Raw genomic sequence first — 19,073 nt, 5'->3', positions numbered from 1 at the left:
GCCATGGCACAGCCGAATCAAGCACTGCACTGGATTGCCTGGCCGCTGCATGCCGCGCAGGGCGATGGCCAGGGCAACGGCGACAGTGATGGCAAAGGCAGTGCCTGCGCGCAGCAGGCCTGGTGGGCCCTGCGCTGGACGCCGCGCGTGGCCGTCTGGCAGGGCGCAGGGCAGGCCGTGGCGCTGATGGAGGTGGGCAGCGTGGAGCGCCTGTGGGGCGGCCGCCAGTCCATGCTGCTGGGCCTGCTGCGCGCTCTGCGTGAACAGCAGCCTGACACATGGCAGGCAGGCAGCCCGCAGATGCCGGTCTGGGCCCGGGCCGCCACGGCCTGGCAGGCGCTGGCCCGGCTGCGCTGGCGCATGCAGGGCACGGATTCGCGCCAGCCCTGGCCGCCTGCCGATGCCCTGCCGATCTGGACCCTGCCCGCGCTCGAACCCCATGCGCCGGCCCTGGAGCGCATGGGCTGCCGCCGCTGGGGCGAGCTGCGCGCCCTGCCGCGCGCGGGCCTGGCACGGCGCATCGGGCTGCCGGCGCTGCTGGCGCTGGACCAGGCCTATGGCAGCAGCCCCCATGCGCTGGACTGGCTGGAGCTGCCCGAACACTTTGCATTGCGCGCCGACCTGGGCTATCCGGCCAGCGACGCCCAGGCCCTGCTGCAGGCCGCCCGGCCCCTGCTGCGTGCGCTGCAGGCCTGGCTGCAGGCCCGCCACCAGGGCGTGCTGGGCCTGCAACTGCGCTGGCACCACGATCTGCGGCGCGTGGACGGCACGCAGCTGCCGGCCTGGGAAGCGCTGGACATCCGCACGGCCCGGCCCGCCCAGGCGCTGGAGCACATGGAGCGCCTGCTGCGCGAACGCCTGGCCCGCACGCCCTGGCGCGCGCCTGCGGACATGCTGGAGCTGGTGGCGCTGGACACCGCGCCTTTCGCGGCCGATGCCGGCAGTTGCCTGCCACCGGCCGCGCCCGGTCCGGCGCCGCTGGGCGAGGCGGCAGGCGCGACAGACGTGGCCAGCGGCATGGCCTGGCATGAATGGGTGGAGCGCGTCTCGGCCCGCCGTGGTGCGCAGGGCGTACGGGTGGCGCAGCTGCAATCGGACCACCGGCCCGAGGCCATGCAGCGCTGGACCCCGGCCTGCGAGGCCCTGCAGACCCCGCAGGCACCGCGGCGGCCCGCGCACGCGCGCAAGGCGGCCAACCCCTGGCAGGGCCTGCTGCCGCCCTGGCTGCTTGATCCGCCCCAGCCCCTGCTCCTGCAGGGCAGCCGCCCTTGCTGGCAGGGGCCGCTGCAATTGCTGGCCGGCCCCTATCGGCTGGAGGCCGGCTGGTGGGGAGAGCCGCAGGCCGATGCGGCGCTGGCCGTGCGTGACTATTTCGTGGCCAGCAACGCGGCTGTCGGCCATGTCTGGATCTACCGCGAGCGCGCGCCTGCATCGGAACGGCTGCCAGGCATGCCGGCCCTGCTGTCGCCCGCCGCCTGGTTTGCGCAAGGCATCTATGGCTGAACAGGACATCCTGCTGGAGCCGCCGCCCCCGCAGCTGCAGCGGCTGCAGCCCCCGCCCCAGGCCACCGGGCCGGTGTCCGGCATGGCATCTGGCCCGGGCCTGCCCGGCTATGCGGAGCTGCACTGCCTGTCGAACTTCAGCTTTCTGCGCGGCGCCTCTTCGCCGGCCCAACTGGTGCAGCGCGCCAAGGCCCTGGGCTACCAGGCGCTGGCCCTGACCGACGAATGCTCGGTGGCCGGCGCCGTGCGGGCCTTCGAGGCTGCACGCGACTGCGAGATGGCGCTGATCCATGGCAGCGAATTCGCCAGGGGGCCGCTGCGCGTGGTGGCGCTGGCGCGCGATCTGAACGGCTGGGGCAACCTCTGCGAGTTCATCAGCGCAGCGCGCGCCCGTGCCGAAAAGGGCCGGTACCTGGTCGATGCCGACAGCCCCTGGCATCTGCTGCGTGAAGGCTGCGAATGCATCGTCCTGCCACAGCGTGCGCTGCTTCCAGCCGGCGATGTGCCCGCCATCGCCCAGGCCGTGCAGGCCGCCGTGGCGCAGCTGGGGCCGGGCTGCTGGCTGGGCGTGGAGCTGCTGCTGGCGCCCGACGACAGCCTGTGGCTGCAAAGCCTGCAGGACGTGGCAGGGTTAATGGGCCTGTCCTGCGTGGCATGCGGCGACGTGCACATGCATGCGCGCTCGCGCAAGCCGCTGCAGGACCTGGTGACGGCGCTGCGCCTGGGCTGCACGGTGGCCGAATGCGGCTTCGAGCTGCATCCCAATGCCGAGCGCCATCTGCGCTCACGCTTGCGGCTGGGCGGCATCTATCCGCGCGCCATGCTGGATGCAACCTTGCAGATTGCCGCGCGCTGCGATTTCAAGCTCAGTGAGATCAGCTACCACTATCCGCAGGAAAGCGTGCTGCCCGGCATGGACGCGCGCCAGACCCTGGCCTGGCATACCTGGCAGGGAGCGGCGGGGCGCTATCCGCAAGGCATTCCCGAATCGGTCGCCAAGCAGTTGAAGGATGAGCTGGAGCTGATCGCCGAATGCCGCTACGAGATGTACTTTCTCACCGTGCACGACATCGTGCGCTATGCGCGCAGCGAAGGCATCCTGTGCCAGGGGCGCGGTTCGGCCGCGAACTCGGCCGTCTGCTATTGCCTGGGCATCACGGCCGTGGACCCGAACAAGACCACGCTGCTGATGGCGCGCTTCATCAGCCGCGAGCGCAGCGAGCCCCCAGATATCGACGTGGACTTCGAGCACGCGCGGCGCGAGACCGTCATCCAGTACATCTACGAAAAATACGGCCGCGGCCGTGCGGCGCTGACGGCCGTGGTCAGCTGCTGGCGCACGCGCGGTGCGCTGCGCGATGCGGGCAAGGCCCTGGGCGTGGATGCGGCGCTGATCGACGCCATGGCCCGGCAGCACCACTGGTTCAGCGATGCCGAGGACGAAGCGGCCGAGCCGGAACCCGAACCCGATGACCCCGCCCTGGGCTGGGTGCGCTCCAAGCTGCTGCGCCTGGCCCGGCTGCGCGAGCGGCTGGGCGACGACTGCCCGCAACTGTCGCCCCAGCGTGCGCGGCTGTGGCTGGAGCTGGCCTTGCAGCTGCGCGACAGCCCGCGCCACCTGAGCCAGCATGTGGGCGGATTTGTGCTGACCGACGGGCCGCTGACGCGGCTGGTGCCCGTGGAGCCGGCCGCCATGGAGGGCCGCTCGGTCATCCAGTGGGACAAGGACGATCTGGACACCATGAAGCTGCTCAAGGTCGATGTGCTGGCCCTGGGCATGCTCACCGTGCTGCGCGGCAGCCTGCACGCGCGCGCCGCGCTGCGCGGCCCGCGCTGGGAGCTGGCCGACATCCCCAAGGACGACCCGGCCACCTACGACATGATCTGCCGCGCCGACACCGTGGGCACCTTCCAGATCGAGAGCCGGGCGCAGATGAGCATGCTGCCCCGGCTGCAGCCGCGCGAGTTCTACGACCTGGTGGTCGAGGTCGCCATCGTGCGGCCCGGCCCCATACAGGGCGGCATGGTCCATCCCTATCTTCAGGCGCGCGAGCGTCGGCGGCAGGGCGGCGAGCTGGTTCTGGAAAAGCCTGCGCTCGAGAAGGCGCTCAAGCGCACGCTGGGCGTGCCCATTTTTCAGGAGCAGGTGATGCAGATCGCCATGATCGCGGCGAACTTCTCGGCGGGCGATGCCGACGAGCTGCGCCGCTCCATGGCGGCCTGGCGGCGCAAGGGCGGCGTGCACCGCTTCGAGCGTCCGTTGATAGACGGCATGCTGGCCAACGGCTACAGCGCCGAATTTGCCCAGGCCATCTTCCGCCAGATGCTGGGCTTCGGCGAATACGGCTTCCCAGAAAGCCATGCCTACAGCTTCGCCATGCTGGCCTATGCCAGCGCCTGGCTCAAGCGCCATGAGCCGGCCTGTTTTCTCATGGCCTTGCTCAATGCCCAGCCCATGGGCTTCTACACCCCCTCGCAACTGATCCAGGATGCGCGCCGCCACGGCGTGCGCGTGCTGCCCGTCGATGTGCGCCACAGCGACTGGGACTGCACGCTGGAGGCGCCGCACGAGCGCATTGCCGGCGTCGAGCTGCCGCAGCCGGCCGTGCGCCTGGGGCTGTGCATGGTGGCGCAGCTGCCAAAGACTTCGGGCGAGCGCGTGGCCCAGGTCCGCGCGCAGGCGCCGTTCAGGAGCACCGAGGACCTGGCCCTGCGCGCCCGGCTGCAGCGCGCCGAGCTGCAGGCCCTGGCGGCGGCCGATGCGCTGCAGGGCCTGTCAGGCCACCGCCGCCAGCAGATGTGGGATGCGGCGGCCCTGCAGGTGCAGCCCCCGCTGTTCGCGGGCGTGCCCGTGCACGAGGCGCCCGTGCAACTGGCCGCCGCGCCCGAGGGCGAGGAAATCCTGTTCGACTACGCGGCCACGGGCCTGAGCCTGCGCCGCCATCCGCTGGCCCTGCTGCGTGACCGCCTGCGCCGCCACGGGCTGCGCACGGCGCTGGAGCTGCGCGACACGCTGGCGGGCATGCGCGTGCGGGCCTGCGGCATCGTCACCGTGCGCCAGCGCCCGCCCACGGCCAAGGGCACGGTCTTTATCACGCTGGAGGACGAGACGGGCACGGTCAACCTGGTGGTCTGGCCCGATACCGTCACGCGCTGGGGCGAGCCCTTGCTGGGCGCGCGGCTGCTGGCGGTCGAGGGCATCTGGCAAAGCAGCTCGGACTGGGGCGGCGGCAAGGACTGCGGCGAGTCAGTGCCTGCAGAGCAGGCCAGCCAGGAGGTGCCCGCCGTGCGCCATCTCATCGTGCACCGCGCCCGCGACATGAGCCGCTGGCTGGGCCGCCTGGGCGGCGCCGGCGTGGCGAGCCGCAATTTCCACTGAGGGCTGTTGCCGTTGCTGCGGCTGCCGAAGCAGGCTCAGGCCATGCGGGCGTCGGCGCGGATGTCGGGCATCTGGTCGATACGCTTGCCGAACCAGCCTATGCGCTCGGTCTGGCGCACGTCCAGCCTGGGCACGTAGGGCTTGATGTCGAGCACGGGCGTGCCGTCGAGCATGTCGTTGCCCAGGAAATGCAGCAGCAGTCCTTCGCGCCGCACCAGACGCACGATGGACAGGCCCAGCCGGTTGGGCCGCGCCGGGGCGCGCGTGGCGAACACGCCGTGGCTGCTGTCGTCCATGAAGGGCACGACTTCCAGCCTTTCCACGGCCTGGTGCAGGTGGGTGATGAGGATCAGGTAGTCAAAGCCTTCGATGTCGCGCAGCCCGGCCTCGAACTCGGGCAGCAGCTCCACGCGGCCTGCCTCGTCGGCCGCGCCTGCCGTCTGTATGGGCATGCCCACCGGATCGGTGAAGCGGCTGCGCACATGGCCGATGGGGCGGCAGCCTATGGCTTGCGCGGCGGCATCGCTCATGCGCTGGCGGTGCCCTGGGGATTGAGCAGACGCGTCAGCGCTGCGATATCGGCCGCAGCCGCCATGCGCGACGTGGTTTCTATGGAGCGGTAATGCCTGACGATGGCCTCGCCCGTGGCCGTGAGCGAGGCGCCGCCGCCATGGGCGCCGCCTGCGCTGGTGTTGACGGCCGGCGTCTGCAGCGCGCGGTTCATCTCGTCCACGAGCACCCAGGCGCGCCGGTACGACATGCCCAGCGAACGGGCTGCGGCCGAGATGGAGCCCGCCTCGGCGATGGATTCGAGCAACTGCACCTTGCCGGGTCCGATGGCAATGGTGCTGTCGTTGTATACGCGCAGGCGGAACTGGACTTTGGAGGACATGGGAGAAGGGCTGGGCACGGCAAAAGCGGGTTAACGGCGAAGGTTAAGCGAAATCAACGGTCTGCGCCGCGATGGGGCTAAGGGGAAATACGCAATGCATGGCCTGCTACAGCGGGGCGGGTCATATGCGCTGTGCGCCGCCGCCGTTCGCAACGGCTGTGGCCCTCATGGTACTGATGGCTCGCACGGTCGGCGTTGCCACTCTTGCCAGACTGCACGCAGGCCAAAGCCCCGGCTCACATAGGCGCGCGGTGATCATGGTCTTGCTGGCCAGCGCCTGGGGACGGCCGTTCGTGGCGTTCCCAGGGCGCGCTGCAGCTGAAGGCCGGGCAGGCCTTCCTACTTCTTGCCGGCGTCTGCCAGCAGGCGCTGGCATTGCGCATCTTCCTCGGCAGCCGGCACCGTCAGCGGCACCAGGGCCAGGGCGGCGGGTGCCACCACGGCGGCGGCCACGGCCGCGCCCGCACGCAGCAGCAGCGGGCCGGGCTCCACGCCCACCTTGGGGTTGGCGAAGCTGCCGCGCACATACAGGGGCGTGCGCAGCGAGAAGAACTTCCACTTCAGCGATTCGGGCTTGATGTGCAGATCCATGGTCTCCTGCGCCAGGCTGATCTGGCCTGTGGCCTCCACGATCGCCTCCGGCGTCGCCAACTTGACGTTGCGCGTGCGTGCCAGGCCGTTCTGCACGGACAGGTCGGCCACGGCGCAGTTGAGCTGGACTTCCTTGTCGGCACCGAACAGCTTGGTCACCACCACGCTGCCCAGGTTGAGCGCGGCCAGGTCCAGCAGTTGCTTGCTGAAGCGCCCGTCGCGCACATACAGGCGCATGTCGCCGGAGCTGGTGCCCAGCCATTCGGCCATGGACTGGCCTCGGCCCTCCAGGGCGATGGCGCCATCCATGCTGCCCAGGCTTTTCTTCATCAATTCGATCTCGGGGAACAGGGCCGACAGCTGCAGCCCCTGGACCTTGCCCTGGAGGTTGGCCTTGGGCGGCTTGGCGCCGCTGTCCACCATGGCCTGCAGGTCCAGCTTGCCCTTGGCCATGCCGAAGCGCAGCGGCGCCAGGCGCAGCACACCGTTGTCCATAACGGCATGTACGCTGAAGTTCTCGATGGGCAGGGCCTGGGGACGCTCGATGCGGTCACTCTGGAAGTGCACATCCATATCCATGGCATTCCACTTGCTCGTGTCGAAGCGCTGCGTGGGCAGGGTCTTGCCGCTGGCCGCCTGCCGGCTTTTCTGGTCCTGCCTGGTGGACGGTGCTCCTACCACCGGCCCCAGGTCGGCCAGGCGCAGCTTGCGCGATGCCAGCTCGCCGCTGAGCTTGGGCCGGGGCTTGCCGGATGCGTAATGCAGCGAGCCGCGCAGATCGCTCTGGCCCACGCGGCCCTCGAAGTTTTCGTAGTCCCACTCGGCGCGGCCGGGCTGCAGGCTGCCGACCAGATGGCCGTTGGTGTCGAAGGGCGGTGTACGCGGCAGCAGCAGGCCGGTCAGTGGGAACAGGTCGGCCATGCTGGAGCCGCGCAGGTGCACCTGCAGGTCCATGCCCTTGAGTGCCCTGGGATTGTCGAGAATGCCCTCGGCCCGTGCGCGCAGGCTGCCCGCATGGGCCCACAGCTTGACCGGAAAGCGTGCCTGCTCGCTTTGCAGGTCCAGCACGGGCCCGATGAGGCCCTGGGCCTCGACCGTGGCCTTGGCGATGCGGCCGGTCAGGCCGACGCGCATGCCATACGGAAAGTCTGGACTGGGCGGCCGTACAAGGCTGTCCAGGCGTGCGCGCACCGCCATCTGGCGCACGCCATCGCTCCAGCCCACCAGGCCGCCGCGCAGGCTCAATTGCGTCACTTGGAAGCGCCAGCGCGGACCGGTGGACTCGGGGCGCTTGAAAGTCCAGTTGTTGCTGCCGTCCTTGCGCCGTGCAAAGACCAGGTCAGGCCCTTCGAGCTGCAGATGGTCCAGCAGCACGTGCCGGCCCAGCAGCGGCCACAGCCGCAGGCTGGCCGTGGCGCGGGCTGCCGTGGCCATGGTGGCGGCGTCGCGCGGGGGAGGGGCCATTTTCTCGTCGGCCAGGACGATGCTGTCGCTGTCGATACTGGGCGCGGAAGGGCTGGCCTGCGAGTCCTTGTCCTTGCCTTCGTCCTTGTCCGTGCCCTTGTCCTTCGCCTTTCCCCTGGGCTGTTCCTTGGCTTTCTCCTCGGGCAGGCGGCCCTTGTTCAACTGGTCGGGCGGCGCAGGCAGGGCAGGCAGCTCGCCACTGCCCTTGGCCGGCTCCTGCTCCACCTGCCAGCCTTCGGGCTGGCCCAGCGTCAGCTGCTCGGCCTGGACGGTGACGCCAGGAATCCAGTGACGCCAGCCCTGGTCCAGGGGCTGGGGCCAGTTCCATTGCACCCGCAGGTCGCCTTCAATCGCGAAATGCCGGCCGGTGCTTTCACTGACGCGCTCATTGATCCAGGGCCTGGCGCGGTTCCAGTCATAGGTGGCAATCAGGACCACGACCAGCGCCAGCAGCAGCACCAGTGCCGAGACCATCCACACGAGGATGCGCAGCCAGCGGCGGCGCGGCGGGCGGGGTGTGGGCTTGGAGGCCGGCGTGGGGGAGCTGTCGGTCGCTGTGTCGGTCATGGCGCAGGGGGCCGCTGAATGGTGTTCGGTCCATCCTAGCGCCGCAAAACCGCTTGCCAAGGTCCGGGACGCGCTGGCGGGCAGCCGGCAGGCCCGCATACAGGAGATTGGCCTACAGCGCGGCCTGCCGTGGCAAAAGCGCTGTCATCACCGTGTCTCCTGGCCCTGGCGCAGCCGGGTGGATGCCAGGGCGGCCACCACCAGCAGGCCCGCCATGATGAACAGGCCGTTGCGGGTGCTGCCCGTGGCCTGTTCGATCATCCCCATCACCGTGGGGCCGATGAAGCCGCCCACCAGTCCGCAGGTATTGACCAGGGCAATGCCGCCCGCCAGCCCCGCACCCGCCAGCCGCGAAGCCGGGAACAGGAAGACGACGGACTGCACCACGAAGAACATCAGCGCCGTCAGGCTGAAACCCAGCAGCCCCAGCGCGGGCGAGGCCTTGCCCGCCAGCGCCGCCAGCAGCAGGCCTGCAGCCATGGTGCCCAGGCCCGCCAGCAGCATGCGCCGGCAGCGCTGCGGGTGGGTGGCAAAGCGCGGCAGCCAGGCCGCACCGATGGCCGCTGCAATCCAGGGCACGGAGTTGAGCGTGCCGATCTGCAGCGGCGAGAGCTGGCCGTAGGTGCCGATGATGCCGGGCAGGAAGAAGATCACCGTGTAGATGCTGATCTGGTGGCAGAAGTAGACAAGGATGGCCAGCCAGATCTGGCGGTCGCGCAGGCAGTCCCGGAGCGAGTGGCCCACCTGGCCGGCGCTGGCCTGCTGGTCCTGCTCGGCCTGCAGGCGTTGCAGTACCTCGCGCGATTCGGCGGCCGTCAGCCAGGGCGCGCTGGCCGGGCCGTCTGGCAGCTTCTTCCAGACCACCCAGGCCAGGGCCACGGCGGGCAGGCCCTCGATCACGAACATCCATTGCCAGCCGTGCCAGCCCAGGAAGCCGTCCATCTGCAGCAGCGCGCCGCCCACGGGGCCGCTGAGGATGTTGGCAATGCACACGCCCAGCAGGAAGTAGCCGATGGCGCGGGCCCGTTCCTCGCGGCCGAACCAGTAGGTCAGGTACAGCATCACGCCGGGGAACAGCCCCGCCTCGGCCGCGCCCAGCAGCACGCGCATCACGTAGAACGAGGTCTCTCCGGTGATGAAGGCCATGCCGGCCGACAGCAGGCCCCAGGTCACCATGATGCGGGTGATCCAGAACCGCGCGCCCACCCTGTGCATGATCAGGTTGCTGGGCACTTCCAGCAGGGCGTAGCTCAGGAAGAACAGCCCCGCGCCCAGGCCGTAGGCGGCCGCCGAGATGCCCAGGTCCACCTCGATGTGCGACTTGGCCAGCGCGATATTGGTGCGGTCTATGAAGCTGATCACATAGGACAGCACCAGCAGCGGCATCAGCCTGCGGAAGATGCGGGCATTGAGCAGGGACTGCCTGTCGCCGGCGGCAGGCTGCGGCCGTGCGGGCGGCGCGTGAACAGGGGAGGGCGATGGGTGATGGACCATGGCAAATCCTTGGAAAGATGGGTGGATGAAAGCGGAGTCAGGCGGTGGCGGTGGAGGCGGCGTTGCCGCGCGTGCCCAGCTGCAGGGCCACGCCGCCCAGCGCGCAGCCGGCCATGACCACGAAGCACAGGGCATAGCCGCCGGGGCTGGTCCAGCCGCCGCCCAGGGAGATCAGGCTGCCCATCAGCACGGGCGCGATGCCGCCGCCCACGAACATGGCGGTGGTGATGATTCCGTTGGCCGTGGAGGTGGCCGCAGGCTGGGCGCAGTCCGAGGCCACCGCGTAGTAGATGGGCCAGACCGCATTGGCGACCAGGCCGAACAGCAGCTGCATCACCACGACCAGGGCCATGGTGTCGGCGAAGTAGAAGGCGCCCACGCTGGCGGCCATCCACAGGCTGCAGATCACCAGGGTGACGCGGCGCCCGATCACGTCCGACAGAGCCGGCCAGACCAGCTGGCCCAGGATGCCGGTGAGCGTGAACACCACGCTCATGCCTGCCGATTCGGCCAGCGACAGGCCCATGATGTTGTAGAGGTAGGCGGGCAGCACCACGTTGATGCCCATGTAGACCACCTGCGTGAGCAGGGTGTTTCCAGCCGTCAGGGCGATGCTGCGGTTGGCCAGCGTGCTGCGCAGGGTGCGCCAGGCCTGGCCTTTTTCCACCTGCGCCGCCACGCTGGCCTGCGGCGGGGTCATGCCCCGGGCGGCGATGTCGGCATACAGCAGTTCCATCTTCTGCGGCGTGGAGTAGCGCGCCCAGAACCACATCAGCGGGATGGCGACGACCAGCGCGACAAAGAACACATAGCGCCAGTTCTCCTCGCCGAAGGCGTACAGCACAAAGCCGGCGACCAGGCCGCTGAGCATGGCGCCCACCGGATAGCCCGTGTGGTGGGCGCCCAGCGCGAAGCCGCGCCGCTCCACCGGCCACCACTCGGCGGTATTGCTCACGCCCACGGGCTCGCCCCAGCCGGCGCCCAGGTTGACGCCGACGCGCAGCGCCACGAAGCCCGCCAGGCTGCCGCTGAGCGCCTTGAAGCCCGAGGCGAACGACAGCGCCGTATAGCCCAGCACCAGGGGCACCTGAAAGCGTGCGCGCTTCCAGCCCGCGCCGTAGCGGTCGCTCCAGATCGCGCCGGGAATGTCCAGCACGGCCAGGGCCAGCATCACGATGGTGGCCACCGTGCCCCATTCGTCGGCCGACAGGCCGAAGTGCCGGGAGATGGTCGGCCCCAGCCGCAGCACGATCTCGCGGTCGTAGGCATTCAGTACCCAGATCAGCCAGCAGACCAGCAGGGATACCCATGAATAGCGGTGGATCTGGCGCAGCGAAGCGCGCGGGGCCTGGGCCATGGCGGTCTCCCGGGCACCAGCGGTGGGTGCCGTTTCATTGTTGTGTGGATGAAGGCGCCGCTTCGCGGGGCGGGCGGCGTTGCGGTGCGAAGGCTCCGGGCCTGCATGCCCGGCTCCGTGCTCAGGCGCCGAAGCGCTGCTCGGGCAGGCCACGCACGCCCAGCCCCTTGACGGCAAACAGCGCGCCACGGGACTGGCCGTCGCCCGGGAAACGCGGCAACGGCGGCTTGCCCATGGAGGTGACGTACAGCGTGTCGAGCCCGGGCCCGCCGAACATCACGCTGGTCACCTTGCGCACCGGCATCTCTATCACCCGGTCCACCCGGCCGTCCGGCGTGTAGCGCACCAGCTGGCCCGCGTACACCAGGGCCTGCCACAGGCAGCCTTCGGCATCGACCGTGGCCCCGTCGGCCGCGCCGCCACCGCTGGTGTCGACCGGGGCAAAGGTCCGGCGGCCGCTGGCATGGCCCGTGGCCGTGTCGTAGTCGTAGGCCCGGATCTCGCCGCTCCACGTGTCCGAGAAATAGAGCGTCATGCCGTCCGGGCTCCAGCACGGGCCGTTCGAGCAGATGATGCCCTCGTCCAGCACATGCAGGCTCAGGTCCGTGTCCAGCCGGTACAGCCGTGCCGAAGGCTGCTCCTCCAGGGTGTCCATGGAGCCGAAGACGAAGCGGCCCTGCCGGTCCACCTTGCCGTCGTTGAGCCGGTTGCCGGGAAGGTGGGACTCTGGGGCGACGACCAGCTCCAGCTCGCCGCTTTCCAGGTCCAGCGTGTGCACGCCGCCGTGCAGCGCCACCAGGGCCGAGCGGCCGTCGCGGCGCAGTGCCATGGAGCCAATCTTCTGGCCGACTTCCCAGGCGCGCAGTTCCCGCCCGTCGGCCGTGCAGCGGAAGATGCGGCCGTCGAAGCTGTCTATCCAGTACAGGCGCTGCTGCCCGACGTCCCACAGCGGGCCTTCGCCCAGCGTGGTCTTGAGGTCGGCGACGATATCGATCTGCATGGGAGTCTCCTGTTTTGTGGCATGGGGGCTGGCCCGGGAAGGCGGTTCAGAAGGCCACGTTGGCCGCACCCTTGAGGCCCAGCATGCTGCGCGCCTCGTCAGGCGTGGCGACGTCGACATTCAGGGCCTCGAGCACGGTGCGGATGCGGCGCACCTGCTCGGCGCTGGAGGTGGCCAGCTGGCCCGGGCCTATCCACAGAGAGTCTTCCAGCCCCACGCGCACATGCGAGCCCATGGCCGCGCCCATGGTGGCCAGCGGCAGCTGGTTGCGCCCGGCGCCCAGGATGGACCACTGGTAGTTGCTGCCCAGCAGGCGGTCGGCCGTGCGGCGCATGTGCATCAGGTCCTCCGGGTGGCCGCCGATGCCGCCCAGGATGCCGAACACCGACTGCACGAACACGGGCCCCTGCACCAGCCCCCGGTCCACGAAATGCGCCAGGTTGTGCAGGTGGCTGATGTCGTAGCACTCGAACTCGAAGCGCGTGCCCTGGGCCTGGCCCAGGCGCAGGATGCCTTCGATATCGGCAAAGGTGTTCTTGAAGACCAGGTTGCGGCTGTTTTCCAGGTGCTCGCGCTCCCAGGCGTGTTCCAGGTTCGGGAAGCGCTCCAGCATGGGGAACAGGCCGAAGTTCATCGAGCCCATGTTCAGCGAGGCCAGCTCGGGCTGGAACTCGGTCACGGGCCGCATGCGCTCTGGCACCGTCATGTGCGGGCTGCCGCCCGTGGTGATGTTGACGATGGCATCGCACTCGGCACGGATCGCCTTGAGAAAGGGGCGGAACAGCTCAGGGTCCTGCGAAGGGCGTCCGTCGCGGGGATCACGGGCATGCAGGTGCACGATGGCGGCGCCGGCCTCGGCGGCATCGATGGCGGCGCGCGCAATCTGCTCGGCCGTCACCGGCAGGTGGGGCGACATGCTGGGCGTGTGGATGGCGCCCGTGGGCGCGCAGGTGATGATGGCTTTGGTGCGGGTGGCCATGGAAGGTCCTTGCGAACGGTGAAAAGTCGAGAGGAGTAGAGGGGGGAGAGGAGGAGGAGAGGGCGCTCAGCTCAGCGCCTGGGTCAGCCCATCGACGGCCAGTTCCTGGCCCGTGACATGGCCGGCCAGCGGGCTGGCGGCAAACACGGCCATGTTGGCAATGTCGCGCGCCGTGGCCATGCGGCCCAGCGCGGCCTGGTGCGTGTAGCTGCGCGTGACGTCCTCCAGCGGCAGGCCGCGCGCCTGCGCCTTGGCGGCAATCACATCGCGGATGCGCGGGCCGTCCACGGCGCCCGGCAGGATGGCGTTCACCCGGATGCCGTCTGCGCCCAGCTCCAGCGCCAGCGACTTGGTCAGGCCGATCACCGCCCACTTGGACGCCGAATAGGCCGAGCGGCCCGGCATGCCCAGGTGGCCTGCCGCCGAAGACAGGTTGACGATGGCCGCCTGCCGGCCCTCGCGTGCCGATTGCCGAAGCCGGGGCACGGCCAGCCGCGTGCACAGGAAGGCGCCGGTGATGTTCACATCCAGCGTGCGCTGCCAGTCGGCCAGCTCCAGCGTCTCCACCGCGCCCGTGGGGCCGGCCACCCCGGCGTTGTTGACGAGGATGTCCAGGCCGCCCAACTCGTTGTCCACGGCCTTGAACAGGGCCTGCACCTGCAAGGCATCCGACACATCGGCAAGACGGCCGCTGGCGCCGGGCAGGGCGGCAGCCAGCGCATCCAGGCTGGCCTGGGCCACGTCACAGACCATGACGCGCGCGCCGGCCTCGGCAAAGGCGCGGCTGATTTCCAGGCCGATTCCGGCGGCGCCCGCCGTCACCAGGACGCGCTGGCCGGCCAGAAGATCGTTTTTCCACATGCGGGGACTCCTTGGGAACTCAAACAAAGGTGAAAGGGATTCGGGTTGGGTTTGGATTTTGTATCTGTGATCACAGATCAAATATGGTGAATACCCTATGAGGCATGACAGCGGCGGCGCCGCGCTACCATCGCCGCCATGGCCATCAACGAACTAGTCACCCCACTCAAACGGCAGACCCTCAGCAGCGATGTCTATGCACAGCTCAGGGAATTGCTGATCACGGGCCAGATGATTCCGGGCGAGCAGATCTCGCTGCGCACCACGGCCAGCGCGCTGGGCGTCAGCGTCATGCCCGTGCGCGAGGCCGTGCACCGGCTGGTGGCCGAGCAGGCGCTGGAACTCACGCCCAACCGCGCGCTGCGCGTGCCCTTGATGACGGAAAGCGCCTTCCGCGAGATCACCCGCATCCGCGTCAACCTCGAAGGCCTGGCCACGGAGCAGGCGGCACGGCAACTGCCGGCCGCCGGGCTGGAACGCATCGCCGCCCTGCAGGACCGCTTTGCGGCCGAGATGGCCAGCGCCTCGCCGGACGGCGCGCGGCTCATCGCCTTCAACAAGGATTTCCACTTCGCCGTCTACAGCGCGGCCGGCATGCCCATGCTGCTGCAGATGATCGAGGCGCTGTGGCTGCGCATAGGCCCCATCCTCAACCACGACATGCGCTCGGGCTCGCGCCGCGTGAGCGAACAGGTGGCGGTCGGCCACCATGCGCGCCTGGTCGAGGCCCTGCGTCGCGGCGATGCGCCCGCCGCCAAGGAGGCGCTGCGCGGCGACATCGAAAGCGCGGCCGACTACATCGTTTCGGCGGGCGTGCTGGTGACGGCGGACAGCGGGTTGAACGGCGTGAGTGGACTGAACGGCCCCGCCTCCCCAGGCGAAGAAAGCCGGTGAGCCGCAGAGGAATGAAGTAAGGAAGTAAGATTTCCGTGTTTTCTCTCATTTGCAGGAGCCGGCCATGCTTGCCAAATTGACGTCGAAGAACCAGATCACCCTGCCCAAGGCCGTGGTGTCCGAGGTGGAGGCCACCGAGTATTTCGAGGTGGCCGTGGAAAACGGCCGCATCGTGCTTACGCCCGTGCACCTGCAGCGCGTCCAGCGCGCACAGGCCGTCCGCGACAAGCTGCAGCAGATGGGCATCACCGAAGAGGATGTGCAGGAGGCGACCTCCTGGGCGCGCAAATGATGCGTGTCGTCCTGGACACCAACGTCGTGCTCTCGGCATTGCTGTTCACGTCCGGCCGCCTTGCGTGGATACGCCGGGCCTGGCAGCACCAGCAGTTGAAGCCCCTGGTCTGCAGGGAAACGGCCAGCGAACTGCTGCGTGTGCTCGCCTATCCGAAGTTCAAGCTGTCAACGGCCGAGCAACAGGCCTTGCTGGAGGATTTCCTGCCCTGGGCCGATGTCGTCACACTGCCGCAGCCCTGGCCTGCATTGCCGCTGTGCCGGGACGACAAGGACCAGGTGTTCCTGGTGCTGGCGCATGTGGGCCGGGCCCAGGCGCTCATCACCGGCGACGGCGACCTTCTGGCGCTGCGAGACAGCTTTCCCGGCCTGATCGTGACGCCCGATGAGTGGGCAGCGCTGCACAAGCGCTGAGGGCAGGAATCCATGCACAACGCCCACGACCCCAAGGTTCTTCCCATACGCGACGGCGTCAGCCCCAGCTGCGTGGTGCTGCCCAGCCAGGGCGGCGGGTTGCTGATCGATTTTCTGGCCGAGCGCCTGCCGGCCGTCGCGCGCGAGGATTGGCTGCGGCGCATGGCGCAGGAAGAAGTGGTGGACGAGCACGGTCGTGCCGCCCATGCAGGCACGGCGTTTGCGCCGGGCCTGCGCTACTACTACTACCGCGAGCTGCAGTCCGAGCCGCCCATCCCCTTCGAGGCCGAGGTCCTCCACCGCGACGCGCATCTGCTGGTGGCCGACAAGCCGCATTTCCTGCCCGTGGTGCCGGCCGGCAAGTACCTGCAGCAGACGCTGCTGGTGCGGCTCAAGCGCGAGTTCGACCTGCCCGAGCTGTCGCCCATCCACCGCATCGACCGCGACACGGCGGGGCTGGTGGTGTTTTCGGTGCAGCGCGCCACGCGCGGCATCTACCAGGCGCTGTTCCGCGACCGCGCCATCCACAAGACCTACGAGGCCGTCGCGCCCTGGCGCGAGGACGTGGTTTTCCCGCGCACGCATGAAAGCCGCATGGAGGAAAGCGGCCATTTCTTTCGCATGCACGAGGTGGCCGGCACGCCCAACACCCGCACCCACATGCAGGTGCTGGAGCAGCACGGCCGCTGGGCACGCTACCGGCTGGAGCCCGAAAGCGGCAAGCGCCACCAGCTGCGCGTGCACATGGCCGCCCTGGGCCTGCCGCTGTGGGGCGACGGCTTCTATCCCGAAGTGCATGACATGCCCGAGGGCGACTACTCGCGCCCGCTGCAGCTGCTGGCGCGCAGCCTGGCCTTCACCGATCCTCTGGACGGCCAGTCGCGGCGCTTTGACAGCCGCCGCCAGCTGCTGCCGCTGACCGACCTGTAGAGGCCTTGCCGCTGCCGGAAACCGTTGGTTTTTTGCCCATGGCCCCGCCATGGGATAGGCCGGCTGCGGACATTTAACGGACAACTTTGTCCGATAATTGTCCGCATGACTTCCAAAAGACCCAGTGCCGATATCCGCCGCGCCCAGCTGCTGGACGCGGCCGATGCCGTGTTTTCCGAGCATGGCGTGACCGCGCCGCTGGACCTGGTGGTCGAGCGCGCCGAGGTCGGCCGCGCCACGCTGTACCGGCAGTTTCCTGACCGGCGTGCGCTGATGCTGGCGCTGCTGGAGCGTTCGCTGGACAGCATGCGCAGCGCGGCCGAAGCCATGGCCGAGGACGACGATGCCTTCTACAAGCTGCTGTCGCGCCTGGCCGAGCGCATTGCGGTCTCGGCCCCCATCACCGATTACTGGCGCACCGTGGAGCGCGGCGACGAGGTCATCGCCCAGGCCCGCGTTGCCATGTGGCAGATCTTTCGGCCGGCCATGGACCGGGCCGTGGCCTGTGGCCATTGCCGCCAGCCGCTGACGCAGGCCGAGCTGTCCCTGGTCTTCGGCATGCTGGGCGCCTCGCTGCGCGGCGAGACGCCGCAGCAGCGGCGCACACTGGCGCGCAAGGCGCTGCAGATCGTCTGGCAAGGCCTGAAGGCCTGACATGGCCACCACACCCACTCCACCGGGGCCCGTGCTGCCCCCGTCGCCCCCCGTCGTCTACCTCAAGCCCCCGCCGGACTGGGAAGAGCACGAGAAGCCCAGCCTGCCGGGCTCGCCGTCCATGCCGCTGCACCAGCCGGCCGTGCGCGCCGCCTATGGCCTGATCGCCGTGCTGGTGGCGCTGACGGGCGGCCTGGGCAATGCACTGTTCACGGCCAACCTGCCCACCATCCAGGGGCAGATGGGGCTGACGTCTTCCGAGGCCGCCTGGCTGACCGGCGCCTACGTCATGCTCAACATGACGGCCAACCTGCTGGTCTACAAGTTCCGCCAGCAGTTCGGCATGCGGCTGTTCGCCGAGATCGGCCTGGGCCTGTATGCGCTGCTGACGCTGCTGCACCTGGTGCTGGGCAGCTACACCAGCCTGCTCATGCTGCGCGCGGCCAGCGGCCTGGCGGGCGCCACCTGCAGCACGCTGGGCACGCTCTACATGCTGCAGGCCGCGCCGCGCAAGCATGTGCTCAAGATGCTGGTCATCGGCGTGGGGCTGGGGCAGATCGCCACGCCGCTGGCCTGGATCCTGTCGCCGGGCCTGCTGTTCAACAGCGAGTGGCACAACCTCTATCTGTTCGAGGCCGGCCTGGCCCTGATCTCGTTCGCGGGCGTGGTGGTGCTCAAGCTGCCGCCGGGCGTGCATATCCGCAGCTTCGAGCGGCTGGACTTCCTGACCTTCTTCCTCATGGTGCCCGGCGTGGGCCTGCTGATCTCCGTGCTGGTGCAGGGCTACAACCACTGGTGGCTGGACACGCCCTGGCTGGCCTGGATGCTGATCGGCTCCATCGTCCTGCTGAGCGTGGCGCTGTACATCGAGCACCACCGTCGCAACCCCATGCTGCAGACGCGCTGGTTCGTGCTGGCGCCCACGGTGCGCTTCGTGATCGGTGCGCTGCTGCTGCGCTTTCTGACCACCGAGCAGACCTATGGCGTGATCGGCATGCAGCGCATGCTGGGCATGACGGTGGACCAGATGCAGCCGCTGTTCATCGTCATCCTGCTGGGCACCATCGCGGGCATTGCCGTGTCGGCGCTGACCTTCGGGCTGGAGAACATGGGCAAGCAGATCGTGGGCTCCATCGTGCTGTTCGCGCTGGCGGCCTGGCTGGACCACAGCCGCACCAGCCTGGCCCGGCCCGAGGACTTCTTCGGCAGCCAGTTCCTCATGGCCGTGGGCGCGGGCCTGTTCATGGGGCCGCTGATGCTGATCGGCGTGGTGCAGGGCCTGAAGTTCGGCGCGCACTACATGCTGACGGCCATCGTCACCATCTCCATGACGCAGGCCATGGGCGCGCTCATGGGCTCGGCCCTGCTGAGCACCTACCAGATGCACCGCGAGCAGGTGTATTCGGCCGCCATCGTGGCCGACGTCGATCCCACCGACCCCATCGTGGCCGACCGCCTGCGCCTGCAGCAGCAAAGCCTGGCCCGCGTCATCGCCGACCCGGCCCTGCGCGCGGCCCAGGGCACGGCCCAGCTGGCGCAGGCGGCACGCCGCGAGGCCAATGTGCGCGCCTACAACGACGTGTTCGCGCTCACGGCCGGCGTGGCCGTGCTCTACCTGCTGTGGATGCTGGCCCTGGCCGGCCGCGCACGCCAGCGCGCCTTCGTGGAGCGCATGCGCGCCGCCGCTGCCGATGCCTCGGCCATGCGCGGCACCGATGCCGCCGCGCCGCAGGACGCGCCGGGCCAGCCGCCCACCCAACCCGTCGCCCGCGCCTGAAACCGTTCGCCCAGAGAAAAGACAAC

Annotated in this window: 16 protein-coding genes; 8 read left to right on the top strand and 8 right to left on the bottom strand. The window is 69.4% G+C overall.

Annotated features, from left to right (window positions below):
• Positions 1–3: 3 nt before the first annotated feature.
• The gene (locus tag PO605_RS19335; protein WP_272206756.1) at positions 4–1,503 is read left to right on the top strand and encodes a Y-family DNA polymerase; all 1,500 of its coding nucleotides are present in this window, start codon (positions 4–6) and stop codon (positions 1,501–1,503) included.
• Positions 1,496–4,882: an error-prone DNA polymerase gene (locus PO605_RS19330; RefSeq protein ID WP_272206755.1), complete on the top strand. Its 3,387-nt coding sequence runs from the start codon at positions 1,496–1,498 to the stop codon at positions 4,880–4,882. The genes PO605_RS19335 and PO605_RS19330 overlap by 8 nt, the downstream gene beginning before the upstream one ends.
• A 35-nt stretch (positions 4,883–4,917) precedes the next feature.
• On the opposite strand, the gene tsaA is transcribed toward PO605_RS19330, so the two are convergent.
• The 8 genes from tsaA to PO605_RS19290 form a co-directional block, all read right to left on the bottom strand.
• Positions 4,918–5,412 carry a tRNA (N6-threonylcarbamoyladenosine(37)-N6)-methyltransferase TrmO gene (gene tsaA, locus PO605_RS19325; protein WP_047474361.1) on the bottom strand — a complete coding sequence of 165 codons (495 nt, stop codon included), beginning with the start codon at positions 5,410–5,412 and terminating at the stop codon, positions 4,918–4,920.
• Positions 5,409–5,774: a winged helix-turn-helix domain-containing protein gene (locus PO605_RS19320; RefSeq protein ID WP_016446251.1), complete on the bottom strand. Its 366-nt coding sequence runs from the start codon at positions 5,772–5,774 to the stop codon at positions 5,409–5,411. Before PO605_RS19320 ends, tsaA begins: the two co-directional genes overlap by 4 nt.
• Before the next feature lie 339 nt (positions 5,775–6,113).
• Positions 6,114–8,396, bottom strand: a complete 2,283-nt coding sequence (locus PO605_RS19315) for an AsmA family protein (protein ID WP_047474363.1) — start codon at positions 8,394–8,396, stop codon at positions 6,114–6,116.
• A 147-nt stretch (positions 8,397–8,543) separates the two neighbouring features.
• Positions 8,544–9,890, bottom strand: coding sequence for an MFS transporter (locus tag PO605_RS19310; RefSeq protein ID WP_017403840.1), 1,347 nt, complete (start codon positions 9,888–9,890; stop codon positions 8,544–8,546).
• A gap of 37 nt (positions 9,891–9,927) precedes the next feature.
• Positions 9,928–11,247, bottom strand: coding sequence for an MFS transporter (locus PO605_RS19305; protein ID WP_272206754.1), 1,320 nt, complete (start codon positions 11,245–11,247; stop codon positions 9,928–9,930).
• A 121-nt stretch (positions 11,248–11,368) separates the two neighbouring features.
• Positions 11,369–12,247: an SMP-30/gluconolactonase/LRE family protein gene (locus PO605_RS19300; protein ID WP_272206753.1), complete on the bottom strand. Its 879-nt coding sequence runs from the start codon at positions 12,245–12,247 to the stop codon at positions 11,369–11,371.
• 46 nt (positions 12,248–12,293) lie between these two features.
• Positions 12,294–13,226, bottom strand: a complete 933-nt coding sequence (locus PO605_RS19295; RefSeq protein ID WP_017403843.1) for a 3-keto-5-aminohexanoate cleavage protein — start codon at positions 13,224–13,226, stop codon at positions 12,294–12,296.
• 66 nt (positions 13,227–13,292) lie between these two features.
• Positions 13,293–14,087 (bottom strand): SDR family oxidoreductase, encoded by a 795-nt coding sequence (locus PO605_RS19290; RefSeq protein ID WP_047327423.1) that lies wholly within the window; start codon positions 14,085–14,087, stop codon positions 13,293–13,295.
• 138 nt (positions 14,088–14,225) lie between these two features.
• Between PO605_RS19290 and PO605_RS19285 the strand changes: the two genes are divergently transcribed.
• From PO605_RS19285 to PO605_RS19260, 6 genes are all read left to right on the top strand, one after another.
• Positions 14,226–14,981, top strand: a complete 756-nt coding sequence (locus PO605_RS19285; RefSeq protein WP_160852316.1) for a GntR family transcriptional regulator — start codon at positions 14,226–14,228, stop codon at positions 14,979–14,981.
• Positions 14,982–15,045: 64 nt separating this feature from the next.
• Entirely contained in the window at positions 15,046–15,273 is a 228-nt protein-coding gene (locus PO605_RS19280) for an AbrB/MazE/SpoVT family DNA-binding domain-containing protein (RefSeq protein WP_016446243.1), read from the top strand.
• A complete protein-coding gene (locus tag PO605_RS19275; RefSeq protein WP_012206055.1) occupies positions 15,270–15,686 on the top strand; it encodes a putative toxin-antitoxin system toxin component, PIN family in 417 nt (138 codons plus the stop codon). The genes PO605_RS19280 and PO605_RS19275 overlap by 4 nt, the downstream gene beginning before the upstream one ends.
• A gap of 12 nt (positions 15,687–15,698) precedes the next feature.
• Positions 15,699–16,616 (top strand): pseudouridine synthase, encoded by a 918-nt coding sequence (locus PO605_RS19270; RefSeq protein WP_047474372.1) that lies wholly within the window; start codon positions 15,699–15,701, stop codon positions 16,614–16,616.
• 105 nt (positions 16,617–16,721) lie between these two features.
• Positions 16,722–17,270, top strand: coding sequence for a TetR/AcrR family transcriptional regulator (locus PO605_RS19265; RefSeq protein ID WP_016446240.1), 549 nt, complete (start codon positions 16,722–16,724; stop codon positions 17,268–17,270).
• Position 17,271: 1 nt separating this feature from the next.
• Positions 17,272–19,047, top strand: coding sequence for an MFS transporter (locus PO605_RS19260; protein WP_034366017.1), 1,776 nt, complete (start codon positions 17,272–17,274; stop codon positions 19,045–19,047).
• The last annotated feature ends 26 nt before the right edge of the window (positions 19,048–19,073 follow it).

The sequence above is a fragment of the Delftia sp. DT-2 genome (genome assembly GCF_028401915.1).
GTDB classification, from domain to species: Bacteria; Pseudomonadota; Gammaproteobacteria; order Burkholderiales; family Burkholderiaceae_C; genus Comamonas; species Comamonas tsuruhatensis.
This window is presented reverse-complemented; position numbering and strand designations above follow the sequence as displayed.